We start from the raw sequence: 18,586 nt of genomic DNA on the forward strand, positions 1-18,586 counted from the left end.
TTTTAGCGCCGGGAGCCCCAGGTGGAACATATCGATCATATTCTCGTGGTGGACGACGACCGCGACATTCGCGAGCTTATCGTCAGCTATCTGGAAAAATCAGGCTACCGGGCAAGCGGCGCGGCAAACGGCAAGGAGATGCGCTCCGTGCTGGACAAGCAGCACGTCGATTTAGTGGTGCTGGACGTGATGATGCCCGGCGACGACGGGCTGACGCTGTGCCGCCAGCTGCGCAGCGATAAGCACAAAGACTTACCGATCCTGATGCTGACCGCCAGAAATGAAGATAGCGACCGGATCCTCGGCCTTGAAATGGGCGCTGACGACTACGTAGTCAAACCTTTTGTCGCCCGCGAACTGCTGGCGCGGATCAAGGCGATCCTTCGTCGCTTCCGCGCGTTGCCGCCCAATTTGCAGGTGACCGAAGCGGGCAGGATCATCGCTTTTGGCGAGTGGCAGCTTGATACTTCGGCACGGCATCTGATCGATTTACAAGGCACCATCGTTGCCCTCAGCGGCGCGGAATATCGCCTGCTGCGCGTATTTTTGGATCATCCGCAGCGTGTGCTGACGCGAGATCAGCTGCTAAACCTGACGCAAGGCCGCGACGCCGAGCTGTTCGAACGCTCTATCGATTTGCTCGTCAGCCGCGTGCGCCAGCGCCTAAACGAAGATGCGCGGACTCCGGCCTACATCAAAACCGTGCGTAGCGAAGGCTATGTGCTTTCCGTGCCCGTGACGATCGTTGAGGCGCGAGAATGAGGCTGTGGCCCCGAACTCTGCTGTCCCGGCTGTTTCTTATCGTTCTCGTCGGCCTGCTGCTGGCTAACGGCCTGACCCTGGCGCTGACCACTCTTGAGCGAATGAATAGCGCCCGCAGCGTGATGCTGGATAACCTGCAAAACAACGTTTCCACCAGCGTGGCTATCCTCGACAAGCTACCGGCCAATGAGCGCCCAGCCTGGCTGGAGCGGCTCGCCCGGGAAAATTATCACTACATTCTTGGATCGGGTACGCCAGGTAAACCGCCTGCCGACGAACGTTCGAAAGATGCCATCGCGTCCCTGAAAGAGGCGCTGGGAGAGAGCTACAGGCTGACTTTCACCGCCATTCCCGGCATGCGCTCCCATATTCAGGCCCATTTGACGCTGGCCGACGGCTCGCCGCTGACTATCGATCTCACGCCGCGTATGCCGCCGATTGAAAGCTGGCTGCCGGTGGTGATTGCTATTCAGCTGGTGCTGCTGGCGCTTTGTGCGTGGTTTGCCGTGCGCCAGGTGGTACTGCCGTTTACCCGCTTTACCCGCGCCGTTGAAGCGCTGGAGCCGGCCAGCACAAGCCCGACTGCGATGCAGGAAAGCGGCCCAATTGAGGTTGAACACGCGGCAAAAGCATTTAACGCAATGCAGGCCAGGATCCAGGGGCACCTGAAAGAGCGCACTCAGATCCTGGCGTCTATTTCACATGACCTGCAGACGCCGATCACCCGCATGAAGCTTCGCCTTGAGATGAGCGATGAGCCGGAGCTGCGCGACAAACTGATGCAGGATCTGGATAACATGACGCATCTGGTGCGCGAGGGGATCGCCTATGCACGATCGTCGGAAAGCCTGGAAGAGACGCCGCAGCGCCTTGAGCTTCGGGCTTTTGTGGACAGCATTGCCTGCGACTATCAGGACGTTGGTAAAGCGGTGACGTTTGCCGCCCCGGAAGTGACAATCCCGCTCTCGACCCGCCCCCAGGCGCTGCGTCGTATCCTGACCAACCTGCTGGATAACGCACTGAAGTTTGGCACCGCCGCTGAAGTCAGCCTGAGCAAAGAAGCAAGTCAGGTCACGCTGACGGTTGCCGATAACGGGCCGGGGATCCCAGAAGATGAACTGGACGCTGTTTTACAGCCTTTTTACCGCGTGGAAAGTTCCAGAAACCGCGACACCGGCGGCACCGGGCTTGGGCTGGCGATTGCCGCCCAGCTTGTCGGTCAGTTAGGCGGAAAATTAACGCTGACTAACCAGCCGCAGGGCGGTTTGAAAGCCAGCATCACGCTGCCTGTAGCCTGATTGTATCGCTCTGTATGCGACTGAGTAGTCGACAAACAAACTGACAATCAGGACGGTTTTCCCACACATCACGAACACATCAGGCGGGTTAAATACCCTGAAATCATCCTGTAACCGTGAGGTGTGTTATGCCCGTTCTGATTGCCTTTCTTGGCGGTATGCTCAGTTTATTAAGTCCCTGTACGCTGCCCGTCATCCCTCTGCTTTTCGCTGCATTTCGCGGCAATAAACGCCAAATCCTCGCCCTGCTTGCCGGTATGGTAACCATGTTTACCGCCGTAGCTTTGCTGGTCGGCGCTGCCGGGGAGTGGATCGTGCAGGCCACGCTCGTTGGCCGCTGGATTGCGCTGGCGATGCTGGCGCTTGCCGCGCTCACGCTTATCTTCCCCGCGCTTGCCGAACGGCTGATGCGTCCGGCGATGCAGGTGGGGAATGCAATCAACAACCAAAGCTACCGCGCACGCGGCACGCTGTCGGCGTTTCTGGCCGGGCTTGCGGTGGGGCTGCTTTGGTCGCCCTGCGCGGGACCTATTTTGGGCGCCATTCTTGGCATTGGCCTGTCCGGCTCTTCGACGGTCACCACCGGCCTGCTGCTCGCGGCCTACGGCAGCGGCTGCGCGCTGATGCTGGCGCTGCTGTGGTTCTGCGGTCACCGGCTGCTGGCTCGCCTGCGTGAGAAAATGGCGCTGATGGCGCAGCTTCGGCGTGTGGCGGGCGTAGCGATGCTGGCCACGGTGGCGTTTATCGCCTCGGGCACCACGGCGGTGCTGCAAAACACCAACGGCTTCGGCGCGAAGCTGGAGCAACACCTGCTGGCGCTTTCTCCAACCGCTGCGCCAGCACCGAAGCTGCAGCCTGCTGTGGATCCCGCGCCCACCAGCGCAATGCCGCCACTTTCCGGGGGAACCGCATGGATTAATAGCCCGCCGCTGACGCCCGAGTCGCTGAAAGGCAAAGTCGTGCTCATCGACTTCTGGACTTTCGATTGCATTAACTGCCAGCACGCACTGCCGCACGTCCGCGAATGGGCCAACAAGTATAAAGATCAGGGCCTGGTGGTGATTGGCGTTCATACGCCGGAGTACCCGTGGGAGAAAGATCTCGATTCGGTGAAAAAGGCGGTAGGCAAATGGCAGCTGCCTTACCCGGTCGTCACCGATAATAACTACCAGATCTGGAACGCCTTCGGTAACCAGTACTGGCCTGCCCATTATTATTTCGACGCTCGCGGGCAGCTGCGCAATGTCTCCTTCGGCGAGGGTAATTACGAGCAGCAGGAGCAGGTTATTCAGAAGCTGCTGAAGGAGGCTCGCGCCTGATTTTTCTTTCGGGGAGGCGGGAATATGACGCTCATCACATTCGCCGCACTCCCCTTTTCCCTTTTGCCCCGCGACGGCTAAATTAGAACTCATCCGACCACATAACAATAATTTTACAAATTGGGATTTATTATGAGCTACTCGTCGCTGCTTGCCCCGCTGGATCTTGGCTTCACCACTTTGAAAAACCGCGTGCTGATGGGCTCGATGCACACCGGGCTGGAAGAGCTGCCGGACGGCGCTGAACGCCTTGCCGCTTTCTATGCCGAGCGTGCCCGGCACGGCGTGGCGCTGATTGTCACCGGCGGGATTGCCCCTTCGGCCTCCGGGGTGACCGTTGCCCACGGCGCGGTGCTGAACGATAAAAGCCAGCTGGCGCATCACCAGCTTGTGACTGATGCGGTTCACCGAGAAGGCGGCAAAATTGCCCTGCAGATCCTGCATACCGGCCGCTACAGCTATCAGCCTAAGCTGGTCGCGCCTTCGGCCATTCAGGCGCCGATCAACCCGTTTAAACCTCACGAGCTGAGCCACGAAGAAGTCTTAACGTTGATTGAGGACTTCGCCCACTGCGCGAGCCTTGCGCGGGAAGCCGGGTATGACGGCGTGGAGGTCATGGGTTCGGAAGGCTATCTGATTAACCAGTTTTTAGCCGCGCGGACTAACCAGCGCGACGACGAATGGGGCGGTGACTACGAGCGCAGAATGCGCTTTGCCGTTGAGGTCGTCCGTGCCGTACGGGAACGGGTTGGCAAAGAGTTTATTATTATCTATCGCCTGTCGCTGCTCGACCTGGTGGAAGGCGGCGGCAACTTTGAGCAGGCCGTAACGCTCGCCAAAGCGATAGAAAAAGCCGGCGCGACGCTGATTAATACCGGCATCGGCTGGCATGAAGCCCGTATTCCTACCATTGCTACATCCGTGCCGCGCGGCGCGTTTAGCTGGGTAACCAAAAAACTGAGGGGCCATGTTGCGCTGCCGCTGGTGACGACCAACCGAATCAACACCCCGGAAACCGCCGAGCAAATTCTGGCCGACGGTGATGCGGATATGGTGTCGATGGCGCGGCCTTTCCTCGCCGACGCTGAGTTTGTTTCCAAGGCCGCCGCAAACCGGGCAGATGAAATCAATACCTGCATCGGCTGCAACCAAGCCTGCCTGGATCAGATTTTCGCGGGCAAAGTCACCTCTTGCCTGGTCAACCCGCGCGCCTGCCATGAAACCAAAATGCCCGTTGTGCCCGCTACGCAAACTAAGCGCATCGCGGTTGTTGGCGCAGGGCCTGCCGGGCTGGCCTTTGCCGTTAACGCCGCCGGGCGCGGCCATAGCGTCACGCTGTTTGACGCCGCGGCGGAGATCGGCGGGCAGTTTAATATCGCCAAACAGATCCCCGGCAAAGAGGAGTTTTTCGAAACGCTGCGCTACTACCGCCGGATGCTGGACATCACCGGCGTGGACGTTCGCCTTAATCAATACGTTGAGCCCGAGAAGCTGAGCGGCTACGACGAGGTGGTACTGGCCTGCGGCATTGAGCCGCGCTTGCCGGAGATTGAGGGCATTGGGCACCCGAAGGTGCTGAGCTATATCGACGTATTGCGCGACAAAGCGCCGGTGGGCAAGCGCGTGGCGGTGATCGGCGCGGGCGGCATTGGCTTTGATACCTCGATGTATCTCAGCCAGGAAGGGGCGTCCACCAGCCAGAGCATCGCCGAGTTCTGCGTGGAATGGGGGATTGATACCAGCCTGCAAACTTCAGGCGGCCTGCGCCCGGAAGGGCCGAATCTGCATAAAAGCCCGCGCAGCATTTTCCTGCTGCAGCGTAAAACCAGCAAGCCGGGCGAAGGCCTGGGCAAAACTACCGGCTGGATCCACCGCGCCACGTTGCTGGCTCGCGGCGTGAAAATGCTGGCGGGCGTGAGCTACGAACGCATCGACGATGCCGGGCTGCACATCACCATAGGCGGAGAGCCACAGCTGCTGGAAGTGGATAACGTGATTATTTGTGCCGGGCAGAATCCGCGCCGCGAACTGGCTGAACCTTTACAGGCTATGGGCAAAACAGTGCATTTGATTGGCGGGGCCGATGTGGCAATGGAGCTGGATGCCCGGCGCGCGATTGCGCAGGGCACCCGATTAGCGCTGGAGATTTAGCTCCGACGGCCTAACTTCACCGCTTTGAGCACCACGAACTTGCTGTTCGTCGCGACCGTGGTGCAGTTACCGAAGATCTTCTTCAGCTTGCGGAAGTAGTCGAGGTGACGGTTGGCCACGATGTACAGCTCGCCGTTGATTTTCAGGCAGCGGCGAGCGTGGTGGAACATCTCCCACGCAATCTGATCGGTAAGCGCGTGCTGCTGGTGGAACGGCGGGTTACACAGTACCGCATTGAAGCGGAACGGCTCCACGCCGGACAGCCCGTTATTGATCATAAACTCGCAGCGGTCGATATCGCCCGGCAGGTTGGTTTCAACGTTCAGGCGGCTGGACGCAACGGCCATCGGCGACTCATCCACAAACACCACCTGCGCCAGCGGATTTTTCTCCAGCAGAGTCAGGCCAATCACCCCGTTGCCGCAGCCCAGATCGACGATTTCGCCTTCCAGATCCGACGGCAAATGCTCAATGAAGAAACGTGCGCCAATATCCAGCCCAGTGCGGGAGAAGACGTTCGCGTGGTTGTGAATCGTCCATTCGGTACCTTCCAGCTTCCAGCTCAGCGTCTCCGGCGCATCGGCCAGCTCCGGCTTAGTGAAAGTCGGGTTAATCAGACGCGCTTTTTTCCACGCCAGGGTGGTCGTGGTTGGCCCTAAAATCTTTTCAAACAGCTCAAGCGTGGAGTTGTGAATGTCACGCGCTTTCGCGCCCGCGATGATGCGGGTTTCCGGCGTCACAACTTTACGTAACGCGCGCAGCTGCTGCTCGAGCAAGGCCAGCGTTTTAGGGATTTTAATCAGCACCAGCCCCGGCGCCTGCGGATAAGCCGCGGTGCTGTCGAGGAAGGTGACGCTGTTTTCCGGGATGTCGTTCTCGCGCAGGTTTTCACGCGTTGCCAGCTCGCTTAAATACGAGTCGCTAATGCTGTAAGGCTTGTGCTCGGCCAGCACGCAGGCCAGCGCACCGAACGTGTCGTTAAGAACAAGAACGGGGCCGACTGGCTCAAGTTCGTCTACCTGCTGCAACAGGTAGTCATCTGCCGCTTCCCACGCCTGCAGCGGGTTTACGTCGTCCGTTTCCGGAAAACGCTTCAGCGTCAGTGAACGAAAACCGTTGTCTAATTGGCTCATCGGCCCTCCTGGATGGTAAAGTTTGGTGATATCCCCATAGCGGGGGCGAGAGTATACCTTTTTTTCCTTCAACCTGAGACAAGCATGAGCGAACTGATTTATTTAAGCGGCTATCCGGAGCATTTGCTCTCGCAGGTGCGTACCCTGATTAGCGAGCAGCGCCTGGGCGCGGTGCTGGAAAAACGCTACCCGCAGGGGCACAACATCGCGACCGATAAAGCGCTTTACGCTTACACTCAGGAGTTGAAAAGCCAGTTTCTGCGCAACGCCCCGCCGATAAATAAAGTCGCCTATGACAACAAAATCCACGTGCTGAATAACGCGCTGGGGCTGCATACCGCGATTTCCCGCGTGCAGGGCAACAAATTAAAAGCTAAGGCGGAAATTCGCGTAGCAACCGTGTTTCGCACCGCCCCAGAAGCCTTTCTGCGCATGATAGTGGTTCACGAACTGGCGCATCTTAAGGAGAAGGATCACAACAAAGCGTTTTACTCCTTGTGCTGTCATATGGAACCGCAGTATCACCAGTTAGAATTCGATACACGACTTTGGCTTACGCAGTTGGCGCTTAGCGGCGCGGCTTGATAATGCCTCCGATTTATTGATTATCGACTTCCGGAGAATGCACCCGTTTATGATACGTTTCGCTGTGATTGGAACCAACTGGATCACCCGCCAGTTCGTGGATGCCGCCCATGAGAGCGGTAAATATAAGCTGACTGCGGTGTATTCCCGCAGCCTCGAGCAGGCGCAGACCTTCGCCAACGATTATCCGGTCGAACACCTGTTTACTTCTCTGGATGAGCTGGCGAAGAGCGATGTTATCGACGCGGTGTATATTGCCAGCCCGAACTCGCTGCACGGCCCGCAGAGCCTGCTGTTCCTCAGCCATAAAAAACACGTTATCTGCGAGAAGCCCCTGGCCTCTAATCTTGCGGAAGTCGAAGCGGCTATCGCCTGCGCCCGTGAAAATCAGGTGGTGCTGTTCGAGGCGTTTAAAACCGCCAGCCTGCCAAACTTTATTACGCTGCAGCAGGCGCTGCCGAAGGTGGGGAAAATCCGCAAGGTGCTGCTCAACTACTGCCAGTATTCTTCGCGCTACCAGCGCTACCTGGACGGAGAGAACCCGAACACCTTTAACCCGGCGTTTTCCAACGGCTCGATCATGGACATCGGTTTCTACGTGCTGGCCTCAGCGGCTGCATTGTGGGGTGAACCGCACTCCGTTCACGCTACGGCTTCCCTGCTGGACAGCGGCGTGGACGCTCACGGCACCGTTCAGCTGAACTACGGCGATTTCGACGTCACCCTGATGCATTCCAAAGTGAGCGACTCGACGATCCCAAGCGAAATCCAGGGCGAAGCCGGTTCGCTGGTGATCGAAAAAATCTCCGAATGCCAGCGCGTCACATTCATTCCACGCGGCGGCAAACCTCAGGATCTGAGCCTGCCACAGCATATCAATACTATGCTGTACGAAGCGGAGACGTTTGCCCGCCTGGTGGAAGAGAATGAGGTCAATCACGCCGGGCTGGTGACATCCCGCATCACGTCGGCGCTGGCAACCGAGATTCGCCGCCAGACCGGGGTGAAGTTCCCGGCGGACGATGTGAGCCAGCAGGCCACGGCATAAAGTATTTGCAGAAAACCAGGTGCCAAATATTGACCAAAGCCGTTGCTTGTCATATTTTGTTACCTGCAAAGGGGAGTAACTTCATTGCCGGTTAATCGTCATTACGATGCGAAAGCATCCGGTTGCCGGGCGACGTGAAAACGTCGTAAGTGAGACCTTGCCGGAAGGCGAGATCCCTGTTGCAAGCGAAAGCGGCTGGCGTCTTCTGATGTTGGCCGTTTTTGTTTTCAAGGAATCTCATTATGCATACTGTCGGTACTCCGCTGCTCTGGGGCAGCTTCGCCGTCGTGGTCGCCATCATGCTGGCGATCGATCTGCTGGTTCAGGGCCGCCGTGGCTCGCAAACCATGTCAATGAAGCAGGCGGCCGTCTGGTCGCTGGTCTGGGTTTCACTTTCCCTGCTGTTTAATCTCGCCTTTTGGTGGTACCTCAGCGGCACCGCTGGCCGCGAAGTGGCGGACACTCAGGCGCTGGCTTTCCTCACCGGTTATCTGATTGAAAAAGCCCTGGCGGTCGATAACGTCTTCGTCTGGCTGATGCTGTTCAGCTACTTTGCCGTGCCTGCCGCGCTGCAGCGGCGAGTGCTGGTCTATGGCGTACTTGGCGCCATCGTGCTGAGAACCATCATGATCTTCGGCGGCAGCTGGCTGATTACCCAGTTCGAATGGCTGCTGTATGTGTTTGGTGCCTTCCTGCTATTTACCGGGATTAAGATGGCGCTGGCGAAGGAAGATGACACCGGGATCGGCGATAAGCCGCTGGTGCGCTGGCTGCGCGGCCACTTGCGCATGACCGATAAGATCGAGAACGAACGTTTCTTCGTCCGCCAGAACGGCCTGCTGTACGCTACGCCGCTACTGCTGGTGCTGATTCTGGTGGAGCTGAGCGACGTGATTTTCGCGGTCGACAGCATTCCGGCGATCTTCGCGGTGACCACCGACCCGTTCATCGTGCTGACGTCTAACCTGTTCGCAATTCTCGGCCTGCGCGCCATGTACTTCCTGCTGGCCGGCGTGGCGGAACGCTTCTCAATGCTGAAGTATGGTCTGTCGATTATCCTGGTGTTTATCGGCGTGAAGATGCTGATCGTCGATTTCTACCATATCCCAATCGCCGTTTCGCTGGGTGTGGTAGGCGGCATTCTGGCGGGTACGCTGATTATCAACGCCTGGGTGAACCACCGTAACGACCAGAAGAAGTCGGCGGAGTAAGCCAACATCTCTGCGTAAAAAAGGGGCGTAATGCCCCTTTTACGTTCTGGCAATCCGCCATCGCATCAAACTGCCGAATATGTCACAAGAATGTTAATGATCAGTTGCGAAATCTAACGCTGAACGCAATTCCAGCTTGAAATGCTTTTTCCTTCACCGCTTTTCCTTATACTCACCGGGCAAACACATTTTCTTACAACCGCCCAGACGTAGCTCACTACGCACGCGGTACAGCTCGACATCACTGAAACACAGGAAGGTATTCATGAGTTCGCAAGCTTCTGGACTACTGCAGCGCTTTGCCCGCGGCAGCCTCGTAAAACAAATTCTCGTTGGCCTGGTGCTGGGCATCATACTCGCGCTGGTCTCCAAACCCGCCGCCGTGGCAACCGGCCTGCTCGGGACGCTGTTCGTCGGCGCGCTGAAAGCCGTGGCGCCAGTGCTGGTTCTGACGCTGGTGATGGCTTCTATTGCTAACCACCAGCACGGCCAAAAAACCAATATCCGCCCTATCCTGGTGCTGTACCTGCTGGGCACCTTCTCCGCCGCACTGACGGCGGTCGTCGTTAGCTTTATGTTCCCTTCCACGCTTCACCTGACCAGCAGCGCCACGGATATTTCGCCGCCGTCAGGGATCGTCGAAGTGATACACGGCCTGCTGATGAGCACGATTGCCAACCCGATAGATGCCCTGCTGAACGCCAACTACATCGGCATTTTGGTATGGGCCGTCGGCCTGGGCTTTGCCCTGCGACACGGCAATGAAACCACCAAAAACCTGGTGAACGATTTGTCTGACGCGGTGACCTTTATCGTGAAAGTGGTTATCCGCTTTGCGCCCATCGGGATCTTCGGCCTGGTCGCTTCTACGCTCGCCACGACCGGCTTCTCTACGCTGTGGAGCTACGCCCAGCTGCTGCTGGTGCTGCTGGGCTGCATGTTCGGCGTGGCGCTGATCATCAACCCGCTGCTGGTGTTTATCACCACTCGCCGTAACCCATACCCGCTGGTGCTGGCCTGCCTGCGCGAAAGCGGCGTGACCGCGTTCTTCACCCGCAGCTCGGCGGCGAACATTCCGGTCAACATGAGTATGTGCCAGAAGATGAACCTGGATCGCGATACTTATTCGGTGTCGATTCCGCTGGGGGCAACGATCAATATGGCCGGGGCCGCAATAACAATTACGGTGCTGACGCTGGCTGCGGTGCACACGCTGGGCGTGCCGGTGGATCTGCCGACGGCACTGCTGCTGAGCGTGGTGGCTTCACTTTGCGCCTGTGGGGCTTCTGGCGTGGCGGGCGGTTCGCTGCTACTGATCCCGCTGGCCTGCGGCATGTTTGGCATCCCGAACGAGATTGCCATGCAGGTGGTGGCGGTAGGCTTCATCATCGGCGTATTGCAGGATTCCTGTGAAACCGCGCTGAACTCTTCGACCGACGTTATCTTTACCGCTGCCGTTTGTCAGGCAGAAGATGCTCGTCTGGCGAAGACCGATTTGTTACGCGGTTAATATTAACGAGCCACGCTGGGTGTTCGGTACTGATTTAAACTGCAGCATCGTTTCTGGTTTTTACCCTCACCCTAACCCTCTCCCTACAAGGGAGAGGGTATAAACCCTGTATCCCCCAGCTTGTTTTCTCCCTCGCCGCCGGGGAGAAAGCATTCATAGCGTGACGCCGCTTTTAAACAGCGCCAGCTCGCGAAAATCATTTTTCTCGTTGCAGGTTGGCGCGCCGTTTACTTTCTCAACTATCGTCTCAATAAACTGCGCCAGCAGCTCGGGCATGGTGCTGCCGTGCAGCAGCCTCCCTGCATCAAAGTCTATCCAGTGCGGTTTTTTCGCGGCCAGTTCGCTGTTGGTGGCGATTTTTAGCGTCGGCACAAAACCGCCGTAGGGCGTCCCTCGCCCGGTGCTGAACAACACCATGTGGCAGCCTGCCCCCGCCAAAGCGCTGGTGGCGACCGCATCGTTACCCGGCGCGCTCAGCAGGTTTAAACCTGCCAGTTTTAACCTTTCGCCATAGCGAAGAACGTCAACAACCTCGCTTTCACCGGCTTTTTGCGTACAGCCGAGGGATTTCTCTTCGAGCGTGGTGATCCCGCCCGCTTTATTCCCCGGCGACGGATTCTCGTAGATGGGCTGCTGGTGTTCGATGAAGTAGCGTTTGAAGTCGTTGACCATCTCCACCGTTTTCTCGAACGTGGCTTCGTCACGGCAATGGCTCATCAACAGCTGTTCCGCACCAAACATTTCCGGCACTTCCGTCAGCACCGTGGTGCCGCCGTTCGCTACAACATAATCAGAAAACCGGCCCAGCATCGGGTTGGCGGTAATGCCGGAGAGGCCGTCCGAGCCGCCGCATTCCAGCCCGAATTTTAGCTCGCTCAGTTTGCCCGGTTCGCGCCTGTCGTGGCGCATGGCTTCATACAAGGCGTGGAGATGTTCCAGCCCCGCTTCAACCTCATCGTCCTGCTGCTGAAGCGCCATGAAATGGACGCGTTCGGGGTCGTATTCGCCTAAGGTTTCGCGGAAAGCGCTGATCTGGTTATTCTCGCAGCCCAACCCCACCACCAACACCGCCCCCGCGTTCGGGTGATGCACCATGTTTTGCAGCATGGTGCGGGTGTTGAGATGGTCATCCCCCAGCTGGGAACAGCCAAACTGATGGCTGAACAGCCAGGCACCGTCGATATCCGGGGCGTTATTGGTTTCCTGCAGAAAACGGCTCAGCATCTGGCGGGCAATGCCGTTCACGCAGCCGACGGTCGGCAGGATCCATAGCTCATTGCGGATGCCAACCGTGCCGTTGCTACGGCGATAGAGATTTACCTCACGGTCGCCAAAAGTCTTTGCTGGCTGGGTAATATCGGGCTGATAGCGATATTCATCGACATCGCTGAGGTTAGTGCGCAGGTTATGGGAGTGCAGATGGTCCCCTACGGCAACATTGCAAAGCGTATGACCAATGGGCAAGCCATACTTCACGACGTTTGCCCCTTCGGCAATCGGCTGGAGCGCGAACTTGTGGCCACGGGCGATCGGCTGTCGAAGCCTGAAAGTTTCCGCCGCAGCGCCCACCTCTTCGCCCTCCGCCAGATCCACCAACGCGACAGCAACGTTATCCAGCGCATGGATCCTGATATATCGCATCTCAGCCTCAGTTCAGCTCAATGGCAAAGTAGTCACGGGCGTTGTTGAAGCAGATGTTTTTCACCATCTCCCCCAGCAGCGGCATATCTTCAGGTACTTCGCCCGCCTGAACCCAGTGGCCGAGCATGCGGCACAGAATACGGCGGAAATATTCGTGGCGCGTGTAGGAGAGGAAGCTGCGGCTGTCGGTCAGCATACCGACGAAGCGGCTCAGCAGCCCGAGCTGAGCAAGCTGATTCATCTGCCGTTCCATGCCGTCTTTCTGATCGTTAAACCACCAGCCGGAGCCGAACTGCATTTTTCCCGGCATGCCTTCGCCCTGGAAGTTACCGACCATCGTGCCAATCACTTCGTTATCCCGTGGATTGAGGCAGTAGAGAATGGTTTTCGGCAGCAGATTTTCTTCATTTTGTTTGCTTAACAACTTCGACAGCGGCTCGGCCAGCGGGCGATCGTTGATGGAATCAAAGCCTACGTCCGGCCCCAGCAGGCGGAACTGCCGCTGGTTGTTATTGCGCAGCGCGCCGATGTGGTACTGCTGCACCCAGCCGCGACGGGCATATTCAGTGCCCAGCCAGGCCAGCACGGCCGTTTTAAACTGCGCGACTTCGGTATCGTTAACCGCGCCGCCCGCCAGACGACGGGCAAGAATGGCGTCCAGCGTGGCTTCATCCGCTTCAGCAAAGACCACCACGTCCAGCGCGTGGTCGGCAACCTTGCAGCCGTGGGCGGCAAAATGATCGAGTCTTTTACCCAGCGCGACCTGCAGATCGCTAAAGCGACGGATGTCGGTATCAGACACCGCTGACAGCGTCGAAATGTAATCGCTAAACGTTGCCTGCTCGATATTAAAGGCTTTGTCAGGCCGCCAGCTCGGCAACACTTTAATGTCGAAGCTGCGGTCTTTGGCCACGGCGGCGTGGTGTTCCAGAGAATCCACCGGATCGTCAGTGGTGCCGACCATTTTCACTTTCATCTGCTGCATGATGCCCCGAGCGGTAAATGAATCTTGCTCCAACAAGGCGTTGCACTGCTGCCAGATTTCCTCAGCTGTTGCCGGCGAAAGCAGCTTGCCGGTAATGCCAAACGGGCGGCGCAGCTCCAGATGCGTCCAGTGATACAGCGGGTTGCCAAGGGTATGCGGCACGGTGGCGGCCCAGGCGTCAAACTTTTCACGATCGCTGGCGGCGACGGTGCAAAGCCGCTCGGCCACGCCGTTAGTCCGCATCGCGCGCCATTTATAGTGATCCCCTTTCAGCCAGATGTCATACAGGTTTTTAAAGCGATAGTTGTCGGCTATTTGCTGCGGCGGCAGATGGCAGTGGTAGTCAAAAATGGGCTGTGATTTCGCGTAGTCATGGTAAAGGCGGCGGGCGAATTCGGTATCAAGAAGAAAATCTTCGGTCATAAACGGGGCCATAGTGGGGCGTCCTCAGCAAATAGCGTTTCTATGCTTGTGCATGATGGAACAAAGTTATCACACCAATTTTTGGGCAACGACCTCAATTTTGAGTTAAAGCTCACAAAATCGACACATCAATCCCTTCCTGGTGGGCTAAAATCAGGCCAAACCCCGCACCAACTCTGGCCTTTAGCCTTGATACAGCAAGGCACTACCTGAAAATGCTTTTGTGATATCACTCAACTTATAAAGATGTATGACAAGTTATCTTTCAAGCCGTCGCAGTACCTCTTGCCGGGCAACGCTTGCCACGGCCCACGGGTGACAAGAGCAGGAACGGAAGCCGGTTTATCGGAAACAACGTTCACAATAAAGACGGGATGGGGTTAGAAATGCGAAAAATAAAAGGTTTACGCTGGTACATGATAGCGCTGGTGACGCTGGGCACCGTGCTGGGCTATCTGACCCGCAATACGGTTGCCGTCGCGGCACCTACGCTGATGAGCGAACTGAATATCACCACGCAGCAATACTCGTGGATCATCGCCGCCTATTCGGCTTGTTACACCATTATGCAGCCGGTTGCTGGCTATCTGCTGGACGTGCTCGGTACCAAAGTTGGCTATGCGGTGTTTGCCGTGGCCTGGGCGGTTTTCTGCGGCGCAACCGCGCTGGCGGGCAGCTGGGGCGGACTGGCACTTGCCCGTGGTGCGGTCGGTGCCGCTGAAGCCGCGATGATCCCAGCCGGATTAAAGGCCAGCAGCGAGTGGTTCCCCGCCAAAGAGCGCTCTATTGCGGTGGGCTACTTCAACGTGGGATCTTCCATTGGTGCAATGATTGCCCCGCCGCTGGTGGTATGGGCGATCGTGATGCACAGCTGGCAGATGGCATTCATGATTACTGGCGTGCTGAGTTTTGTCTGGGCAATGGTCTGGCTGTGGTTCTATAAAAATCCGCGTGATCAGAAAAAGCTCTCCAGCGAAGAACGCGAATACATCATTAGCGGCCAGGAAGCCCATCACCAGACCGATAACACGAAAAAGATGTCGGCCTGGAAAATTCTGCGCAACCGTCAGTTCTGGGGCATCGCCCTGCCGCGCTTCCTGGCGGAACCCGCATGGGGCACATTCAACGCATGGATCCCGCTGTTCATGTTTAAAGCTTATGGCTTCAATCTGAAAGAGATCGCGATGTTCGCGTGGATGCCGATGCTTTTCGCCGACTTTGGCTGCATTCTTGGGGGCTATTTACCGCCGCTGTTCCAGCGCTGGTTTGGCGTTAACCTGATTGTTTCGCGCAAGCTGGTCGTGACGATGGGCGCGGTATTGATGATTGGGCCCGGCACCATTGGTCTGTTTACCAGCCCCTATGTAGCGATTGCTTTACTCTGCGTGGGCGGATTTGCACACCAGGCACTGTCCGGGGCGTTAATCACCCTGTCGTCCGACGTTTTTGGCCGCAACGAAGTCGCAACGGCGAACGGACTGACGGGCATGGCGGCCTGGACCGCCAGCACATTGTTTGCCCTGGTCGTCGGCGCGCTGGCCGACACGATGGGCTTCAGCCCGCTTTTCGCGGCGCTGGCCGTGTTCGATCTTCTCGGCGCGATCGTTATCTGGACGGTGCTGAAAAACCAGTCTGCCAGCGAACTCGCCGCCGCGGCTCCCGTGCCGGATGCCGTGACACAGTCTTAATGTAAAAGCCGCCGCCTTCGGGCGGCAATTCTCACCCTGGTTGCTAGAGCGTCATCGGGAAAAGTGGTATAACAAATTCATTCACGTACAGCCCTCTTCCGGAGCAACTTATGGATGCCGTAGAACCCCGCCGCCTTTATCAGCAGCTTGCCGCCGAATTAAAACAACGTATTGAAAGCGGTGTTTATCAGGTCGGAGAAAAACTGCCTGCGGAGCGGTTTATCGCCGAAGAAAAAAACGTCAGCCGTACCGTCGTTCGTGAAGCGATCATTATGCTGGAAGTAGAAGGCTATGTTGAGGTTCGCAAAGGCTCAGGCATTCACGTTATGTCTAACCAGGCAAAATATATGACCGTGCCGGATGAGCGCTTTGAGTTTGCCAATTATGGCCCTTTCGAGCTGCTGCAGGCGAGACAGCTTATTGAAAGTAATATCGCGGAGTTCGCCGCAACCCAGGTCACCAAGCAAGATATTGTGAAACTGATGGAGATCCAGGAAAAAGCGCGAAAAGAGCAAACTTATCGTGATTCTGAGTGGGATCTCCAGTTTCACGTCCAGGTTGCGCTGTCGACGCAAAACGGCGCGCTGGCGACCATCGTCGAAAAAATGTGGAGCCACCGCATCTACAACCCATACTGGAAGAAACTGCACGAACACATCGATATGCGCCCGGTAGACAACTGGTGCGATGACCATGACCAGATTCTTAAGGCTCTGATTCGTAAAGACCCACACGCCGCAAAATTGGCGATGTGGCAACATCTTGAAAATACTCGCCAAATGCTGTTTAACGCCACCAGCGATGATTTTGAATTCAATGCCGACCGCTATTTTTTTGCAGAAAATCCGGTGATTCACCTTGATACAGCCGCAAACGGTCAAAAATAGTCATTTTTCCCGCCGAGGGTAAGCAAACCATAAATAGTGTCAGCGTTTGTAAATACCCTCGCCAGCCTCTCCCCCAGTAAGCAAAATCATTGCTCAACGAACTGCAAATACTGTGACGTATAACGCGTAGTTTTGTTACAATTAGATGCAATTTCACCGTCTGTGTGGGTTTCGCGCCCTCTCGCTGTCGTTTCACGTCATGTTATTTGACTCAGCGGCGCGGGCAGTGAGTTGTAGCCAGCAAATGATAATAAAAACCATGCTGCATTCTGCTCATCCGTTTACACCGGCGACCTAAACGAAGTGCCAGGAACCCTGAATGGAACTACTGACTCAACTGCTCTCCGCTCTCTGGAGCCAGGATTTTGAAACGCTCGCCAATCCATCGATGATTGGCATGCTCTATTTTGTGCTGTTCATGATTTTATTTCTTGAGAACGGCATACTGCCGGCGGCGTTCTTACCCGGCGACAGTTTGCTCGTGCTGGTTGGCGTTCTGATTGCTAAAGGCGCGATGGGTTTTCCGGAAACCATCGCGCTGCTGACCATTGCCGCAAGCCTCGGCAGCTGGCTGGGCTATATCCAGGGGCGCTGGCTGGGAAACACCCGCCTCGTCCAAAACTGGCTGTCGCATCTGCCGGCCCATTATCACCAACGCTCACACCAGCTTTTCCATAAGCACGGGCTGTCTGCGCTGCTCATTGGCCGCTTTATCGCTTTTGTTCGCACTCTGTTGCCAACTATTGCCGGATTATCGGGTCTTAGCAGCACCCGCTTCCAGTTCTTCAACTGGATGAGCGGCCTGCTGTGGATATTGATTCTGACGACCCTGGGATATTTGCTGGGCAAAACGCCGGTCTTCCTGAAGTACGAAGACGCTTTGATGTCGTGCCTGATGCTGATCCCGGTGGTGCTCCTGGTCATCGGTCTGGTTGGTTCGTTAATCGTGCTTTGGCGTAAAAAACGCAGCCAAAGTCGCTAGAGGGATTCGATGAAATTAGCTTTCACTCGCCGCCTGAGGGCGGCGCTGCTTGTTGGAGCCCTGGCCATTGCGTCGCTGATGGTATGGTCCGGCATGCAGAATAAGGATTCCACACTCGAGATCCGTGCCTCACGGCAGGGCGGGAGTATTCCCGACGGCTTCTATGTCTGGCACCACCTGGATGCCAACGGTATTCGCTTTAAAAGCATTACGCCGCTCAACAACACGCTATTGGTCACGTTTGATTCTAGCGCGCAGAGCGAGGCGGCAAAAGAAGTCCTCAATCGCACGCTGCCCCAAGGGTATGTTATTGCTCAGCAGGATGGAGATAAAGACGCTCTGGCCTGGCTTTCTATTCTGCGCCCTGACCATAACCACCTCGGCTGATCCCCTTCTTTCAGTCTGAATTTGCTATCATCTTCTGGGTTTTTAGCAGATTCATGACTATGCTTTAGCTGTTTTTACCACGCTTTATCTACGCTTTTTCGACACTCTGGACCGACGCATGGAGTATGATCGTCTGATACTTTTATGATTCGTCTTACAATGGAAGGTTTAAACATGAATTACCGCACCGTACTGGCACTTGCTTTACTCACCCTGACCTCTGCCGCACAGGCAAATACCTTGTGCAGCGAGAAAGAGCAGGATATTCAACGCGAGATTGGCTATGCGGAAAAACACAATAATCAGCACCGTATTGATGGTCTGAAAAAGGCCCTGAGTGAAGTACGCGAAAACTGCAGCGATGCCGGCCTGCGCGCCGAGCACCAAAAGAAGATTGCTAAGCAGAAAGCTGAAATCGAAGAGCGTAAAGCCGATCTCGTCGAAGCCCGTCAGAAGGGTGACCCGGAAAAAATCACCAAACGTGAGAAGAAACTTGCGGAAGCAGAAGATAGCCTCCAAGCTTTAGAGAAGCGTGATTACTGATTGTGTAGTCGCAGACTTTAAGGATCCATCTCA

At 56.5% G+C, this 18,586-nt stretch carries 16 protein-coding genes; 13 read left to right on the plus strand and 3 right to left on the minus strand.

Features of this window, described 5'->3' with window-relative positions:
- Positions 1 to 21: 21 nt before the first annotated feature.
- The 4 genes from CNE01S_RS06220 (at position 22) to CNE01S_RS06235 (ending at position 5,530) form a co-directional block, all read left to right on the plus strand.
- Positions 22 to 762 carry a response regulator gene (locus tag CNE01S_RS06220; protein WP_008460492.1) on the plus strand — a complete coding sequence of 247 codons (741 nt, stop codon included), beginning with the start codon at positions 22 to 24 and terminating at the stop codon, positions 760 to 762.
- Complete coding sequence (locus CNE01S_RS06225; protein WP_061274372.1) at positions 759 to 2,060, plus strand: sensor histidine kinase; 1,302 nt, start codon at positions 759 to 761, stop codon at positions 2,058 to 2,060. Before CNE01S_RS06220 ends, CNE01S_RS06225 begins: the two co-directional genes overlap by 4 nt.
- A gap of 128 nt (positions 2,061 to 2,188) precedes the next feature.
- Entirely contained in the window at positions 2,189 to 3,379 is a 1,191-nt protein-coding gene (locus tag CNE01S_RS06230) for a cytochrome c biogenesis protein DipZ (protein ID WP_061274374.1), read from the plus strand.
- Positions 3,380 to 3,508: 129 nt separating this feature from the next.
- A complete protein-coding gene (locus CNE01S_RS06235) occupies positions 3,509 to 5,530 on the plus strand; it encodes an oxidoreductase (protein ID WP_281258578.1) in 2,022 nt (673 codons plus the stop codon).
- Here the strand turns inward: CNE01S_RS06235 and rlmG are convergent.
- Positions 5,527 to 6,663, minus strand: coding sequence for a 23S rRNA (guanine(1835)-N(2))-methyltransferase RlmG (gene rlmG / locus CNE01S_RS06240; protein ID WP_061274378.1), 1,137 nt, complete (start codon positions 6,661 to 6,663; stop codon positions 5,527 to 5,529). The genes CNE01S_RS06235 and rlmG overlap by 4 nt on opposite strands.
- 84 nt (positions 6,664 to 6,747) lie before the next feature.
- Here rlmG and CNE01S_RS06245 point away from each other — a divergent pair, with 84 nt between their 5' ends.
- The 4 genes from CNE01S_RS06245 (at position 6,748) to sstT (ending at position 11,017) form a co-directional block, all read left to right on the plus strand.
- A complete protein-coding gene (locus CNE01S_RS06245) occupies positions 6,748 to 7,248 on the plus strand; it encodes a M48 metallopeptidase family protein (RefSeq protein WP_061274380.1) in 501 nt (166 codons plus the stop codon).
- Between the two features lie 49 nt (positions 7,249 to 7,297).
- Positions 7,298 to 8,296 carry a Gfo/Idh/MocA family protein gene (locus CNE01S_RS06250; RefSeq protein WP_061274489.1) on the plus strand — a complete coding sequence of 333 codons (999 nt, stop codon included), beginning with the start codon at positions 7,298 to 7,300 and terminating at the stop codon, positions 8,294 to 8,296.
- A gap of 242 nt (positions 8,297 to 8,538) precedes the next feature.
- Positions 8,539 to 9,507 (plus strand): TerC family protein, encoded by a 969-nt coding sequence (locus tag CNE01S_RS06255; protein ID WP_061274382.1) that lies wholly within the window; start codon positions 8,539 to 8,541, stop codon positions 9,505 to 9,507.
- Between the two features lie 265 nt (positions 9,508 to 9,772).
- Positions 9,773 to 11,017, plus strand: a complete 1,245-nt coding sequence (sstT, locus tag CNE01S_RS06260; RefSeq protein WP_061274384.1) for a serine/threonine transporter SstT — start codon at positions 9,773 to 9,775, stop codon at positions 11,015 to 11,017.
- 153 nt (positions 11,018 to 11,170) lie between these two features.
- Here the strand turns inward: sstT and CNE01S_RS06265 are convergent, their stop codons facing one another.
- Positions 11,171 to 12,658, minus strand: coding sequence for a UxaA family hydrolase (locus CNE01S_RS06265; protein WP_061274386.1), 1,488 nt, complete (start codon positions 12,656 to 12,658; stop codon positions 11,171 to 11,173).
- Positions 12,659 to 12,665: 7 nt separating this feature from the next.
- Complete coding sequence (gene uxaC, locus CNE01S_RS06270; RefSeq protein WP_061274388.1) at positions 12,666 to 14,078, minus strand: glucuronate isomerase; 1,413 nt, start codon at positions 14,076 to 14,078, stop codon at positions 12,666 to 12,668.
- A 374-nt stretch (positions 14,079 to 14,452) separates the two neighbouring features.
- Here uxaC and CNE01S_RS06275 point away from each other — a divergent pair, with 374 nt between their 5' ends.
- The 5 genes from CNE01S_RS06275 (at position 14,453) to CNE01S_RS06295 (ending at position 18,553) form a co-directional block, all read left to right on the plus strand.
- The gene (locus CNE01S_RS06275; RefSeq protein WP_061274390.1) at positions 14,453 to 15,754 is read left to right on the plus strand and encodes an MFS transporter; all 1,302 of its coding nucleotides are present in this window, start codon (positions 14,453 to 14,455) and stop codon (positions 15,752 to 15,754) included.
- 110 nt (positions 15,755 to 15,864) lie between these two features.
- A complete protein-coding gene (gene exuR / locus CNE01S_RS06280; protein WP_061274392.1) occupies positions 15,865 to 16,641 on the plus strand; it encodes a transcriptional regulator ExuR in 777 nt (258 codons plus the stop codon).
- A 319-nt stretch (positions 16,642 to 16,960) separates the two neighbouring features.
- A complete protein-coding gene (gene yqjA, locus CNE01S_RS06285) occupies positions 16,961 to 17,623 on the plus strand; it encodes a DedA family general envelope maintenance protein YqjA (protein WP_061274395.1) in 663 nt (220 codons plus the stop codon).
- A 9-nt stretch (positions 17,624 to 17,632) separates the two neighbouring features.
- Positions 17,633 to 18,010 carry an EnvZ/OmpR regulon moderator MzrA gene (mzrA, locus tag CNE01S_RS06290; protein WP_039289791.1) on the plus strand — a complete coding sequence of 126 codons (378 nt, stop codon included), beginning with the start codon at positions 17,633 to 17,635 and terminating at the stop codon, positions 18,008 to 18,010.
- A gap of 174 nt (positions 18,011 to 18,184) precedes the next feature.
- Positions 18,185 to 18,553 (plus strand): DUF1090 domain-containing protein, encoded by a 369-nt coding sequence (locus tag CNE01S_RS06295; protein WP_061274397.1) that lies wholly within the window; start codon positions 18,185 to 18,187, stop codon positions 18,551 to 18,553.
- The last annotated feature ends 33 nt before the right edge of the window (positions 18,554 to 18,586 follow it).

Source organism: Cedecea neteri NBRC 105707 = ATCC 33855 (assembly GCF_001571265.1).
GTDB classification, from domain to species: Bacteria; Pseudomonadota; Gammaproteobacteria; order Enterobacterales; family Enterobacteriaceae; genus Cedecea; species Cedecea neteri.

What these genes read in the sequence shown, in the direction of transcription:
- CNE01S_RS06225 (WP_061274372.1), top strand. Translation starts at nt 759, where the DNA reads ATGAGGCTGTGGCCCCGAACTCTGCTGTCCCGGCTGTTTCTTATCGTT.
- CNE01S_RS06230 (WP_061274374.1), top strand. Translation starts at nt 2,189, where the DNA reads ATGCCCGTTCTGATTGCCTTTCTTGGCGGTATGCTCAGTTTATTAAGT.
- rlmG (WP_061274378.1), bottom strand. Translation starts at nt 6,663, where the DNA reads ATGAGCCAATTAGACAACGGTTTTCGTTCACTGACGCTGAAGCGTTTT.
- CNE01S_RS06245 (WP_061274380.1), top strand. Translation starts at nt 6,748, where the DNA reads ATGAGCGAACTGATTTATTTAAGCGGCTATCCGGAGCATTTGCTCTCG.
- CNE01S_RS06250 (WP_061274489.1), top strand. Translation starts at nt 7,298, where the DNA reads ATGATACGTTTCGCTGTGATTGGAACCAACTGGATCACCCGCCAGTTC.
- CNE01S_RS06255 (WP_061274382.1), top strand. Translation starts at nt 8,539, where the DNA reads ATGCATACTGTCGGTACTCCGCTGCTCTGGGGCAGCTTCGCCGTCGTG.
- sstT (WP_061274384.1), top strand. Translation starts at nt 9,773, where the DNA reads ATGAGTTCGCAAGCTTCTGGACTACTGCAGCGCTTTGCCCGCGGCAGC.
- CNE01S_RS06265 (WP_061274386.1), bottom strand. Translation starts at nt 12,658, where the DNA reads ATGCGATATATCAGGATCCATGCGCTGGATAACGTTGCTGTCGCGTTG.
- uxaC (WP_061274388.1), bottom strand. Translation starts at nt 14,078, where the DNA reads ATGGCCCCGTTTATGACCGAAGATTTTCTTCTTGATACCGAATTCGCC.
- CNE01S_RS06275 (WP_061274390.1), top strand. Translation starts at nt 14,453, where the DNA reads ATGCGAAAAATAAAAGGTTTACGCTGGTACATGATAGCGCTGGTGACG.
- exuR (WP_061274392.1), top strand. Translation starts at nt 15,865, where the DNA reads ATGGATGCCGTAGAACCCCGCCGCCTTTATCAGCAGCTTGCCGCCGAA.
- yqjA (WP_061274395.1), top strand. Translation starts at nt 16,961, where the DNA reads ATGGAACTACTGACTCAACTGCTCTCCGCTCTCTGGAGCCAGGATTTT.
- mzrA (WP_039289791.1), top strand. Translation starts at nt 17,633, where the DNA reads ATGAAATTAGCTTTCACTCGCCGCCTGAGGGCGGCGCTGCTTGTTGGA.
- CNE01S_RS06295 (WP_061274397.1), top strand. Translation starts at nt 18,185, where the DNA reads ATGAATTACCGCACCGTACTGGCACTTGCTTTACTCACCCTGACCTCT.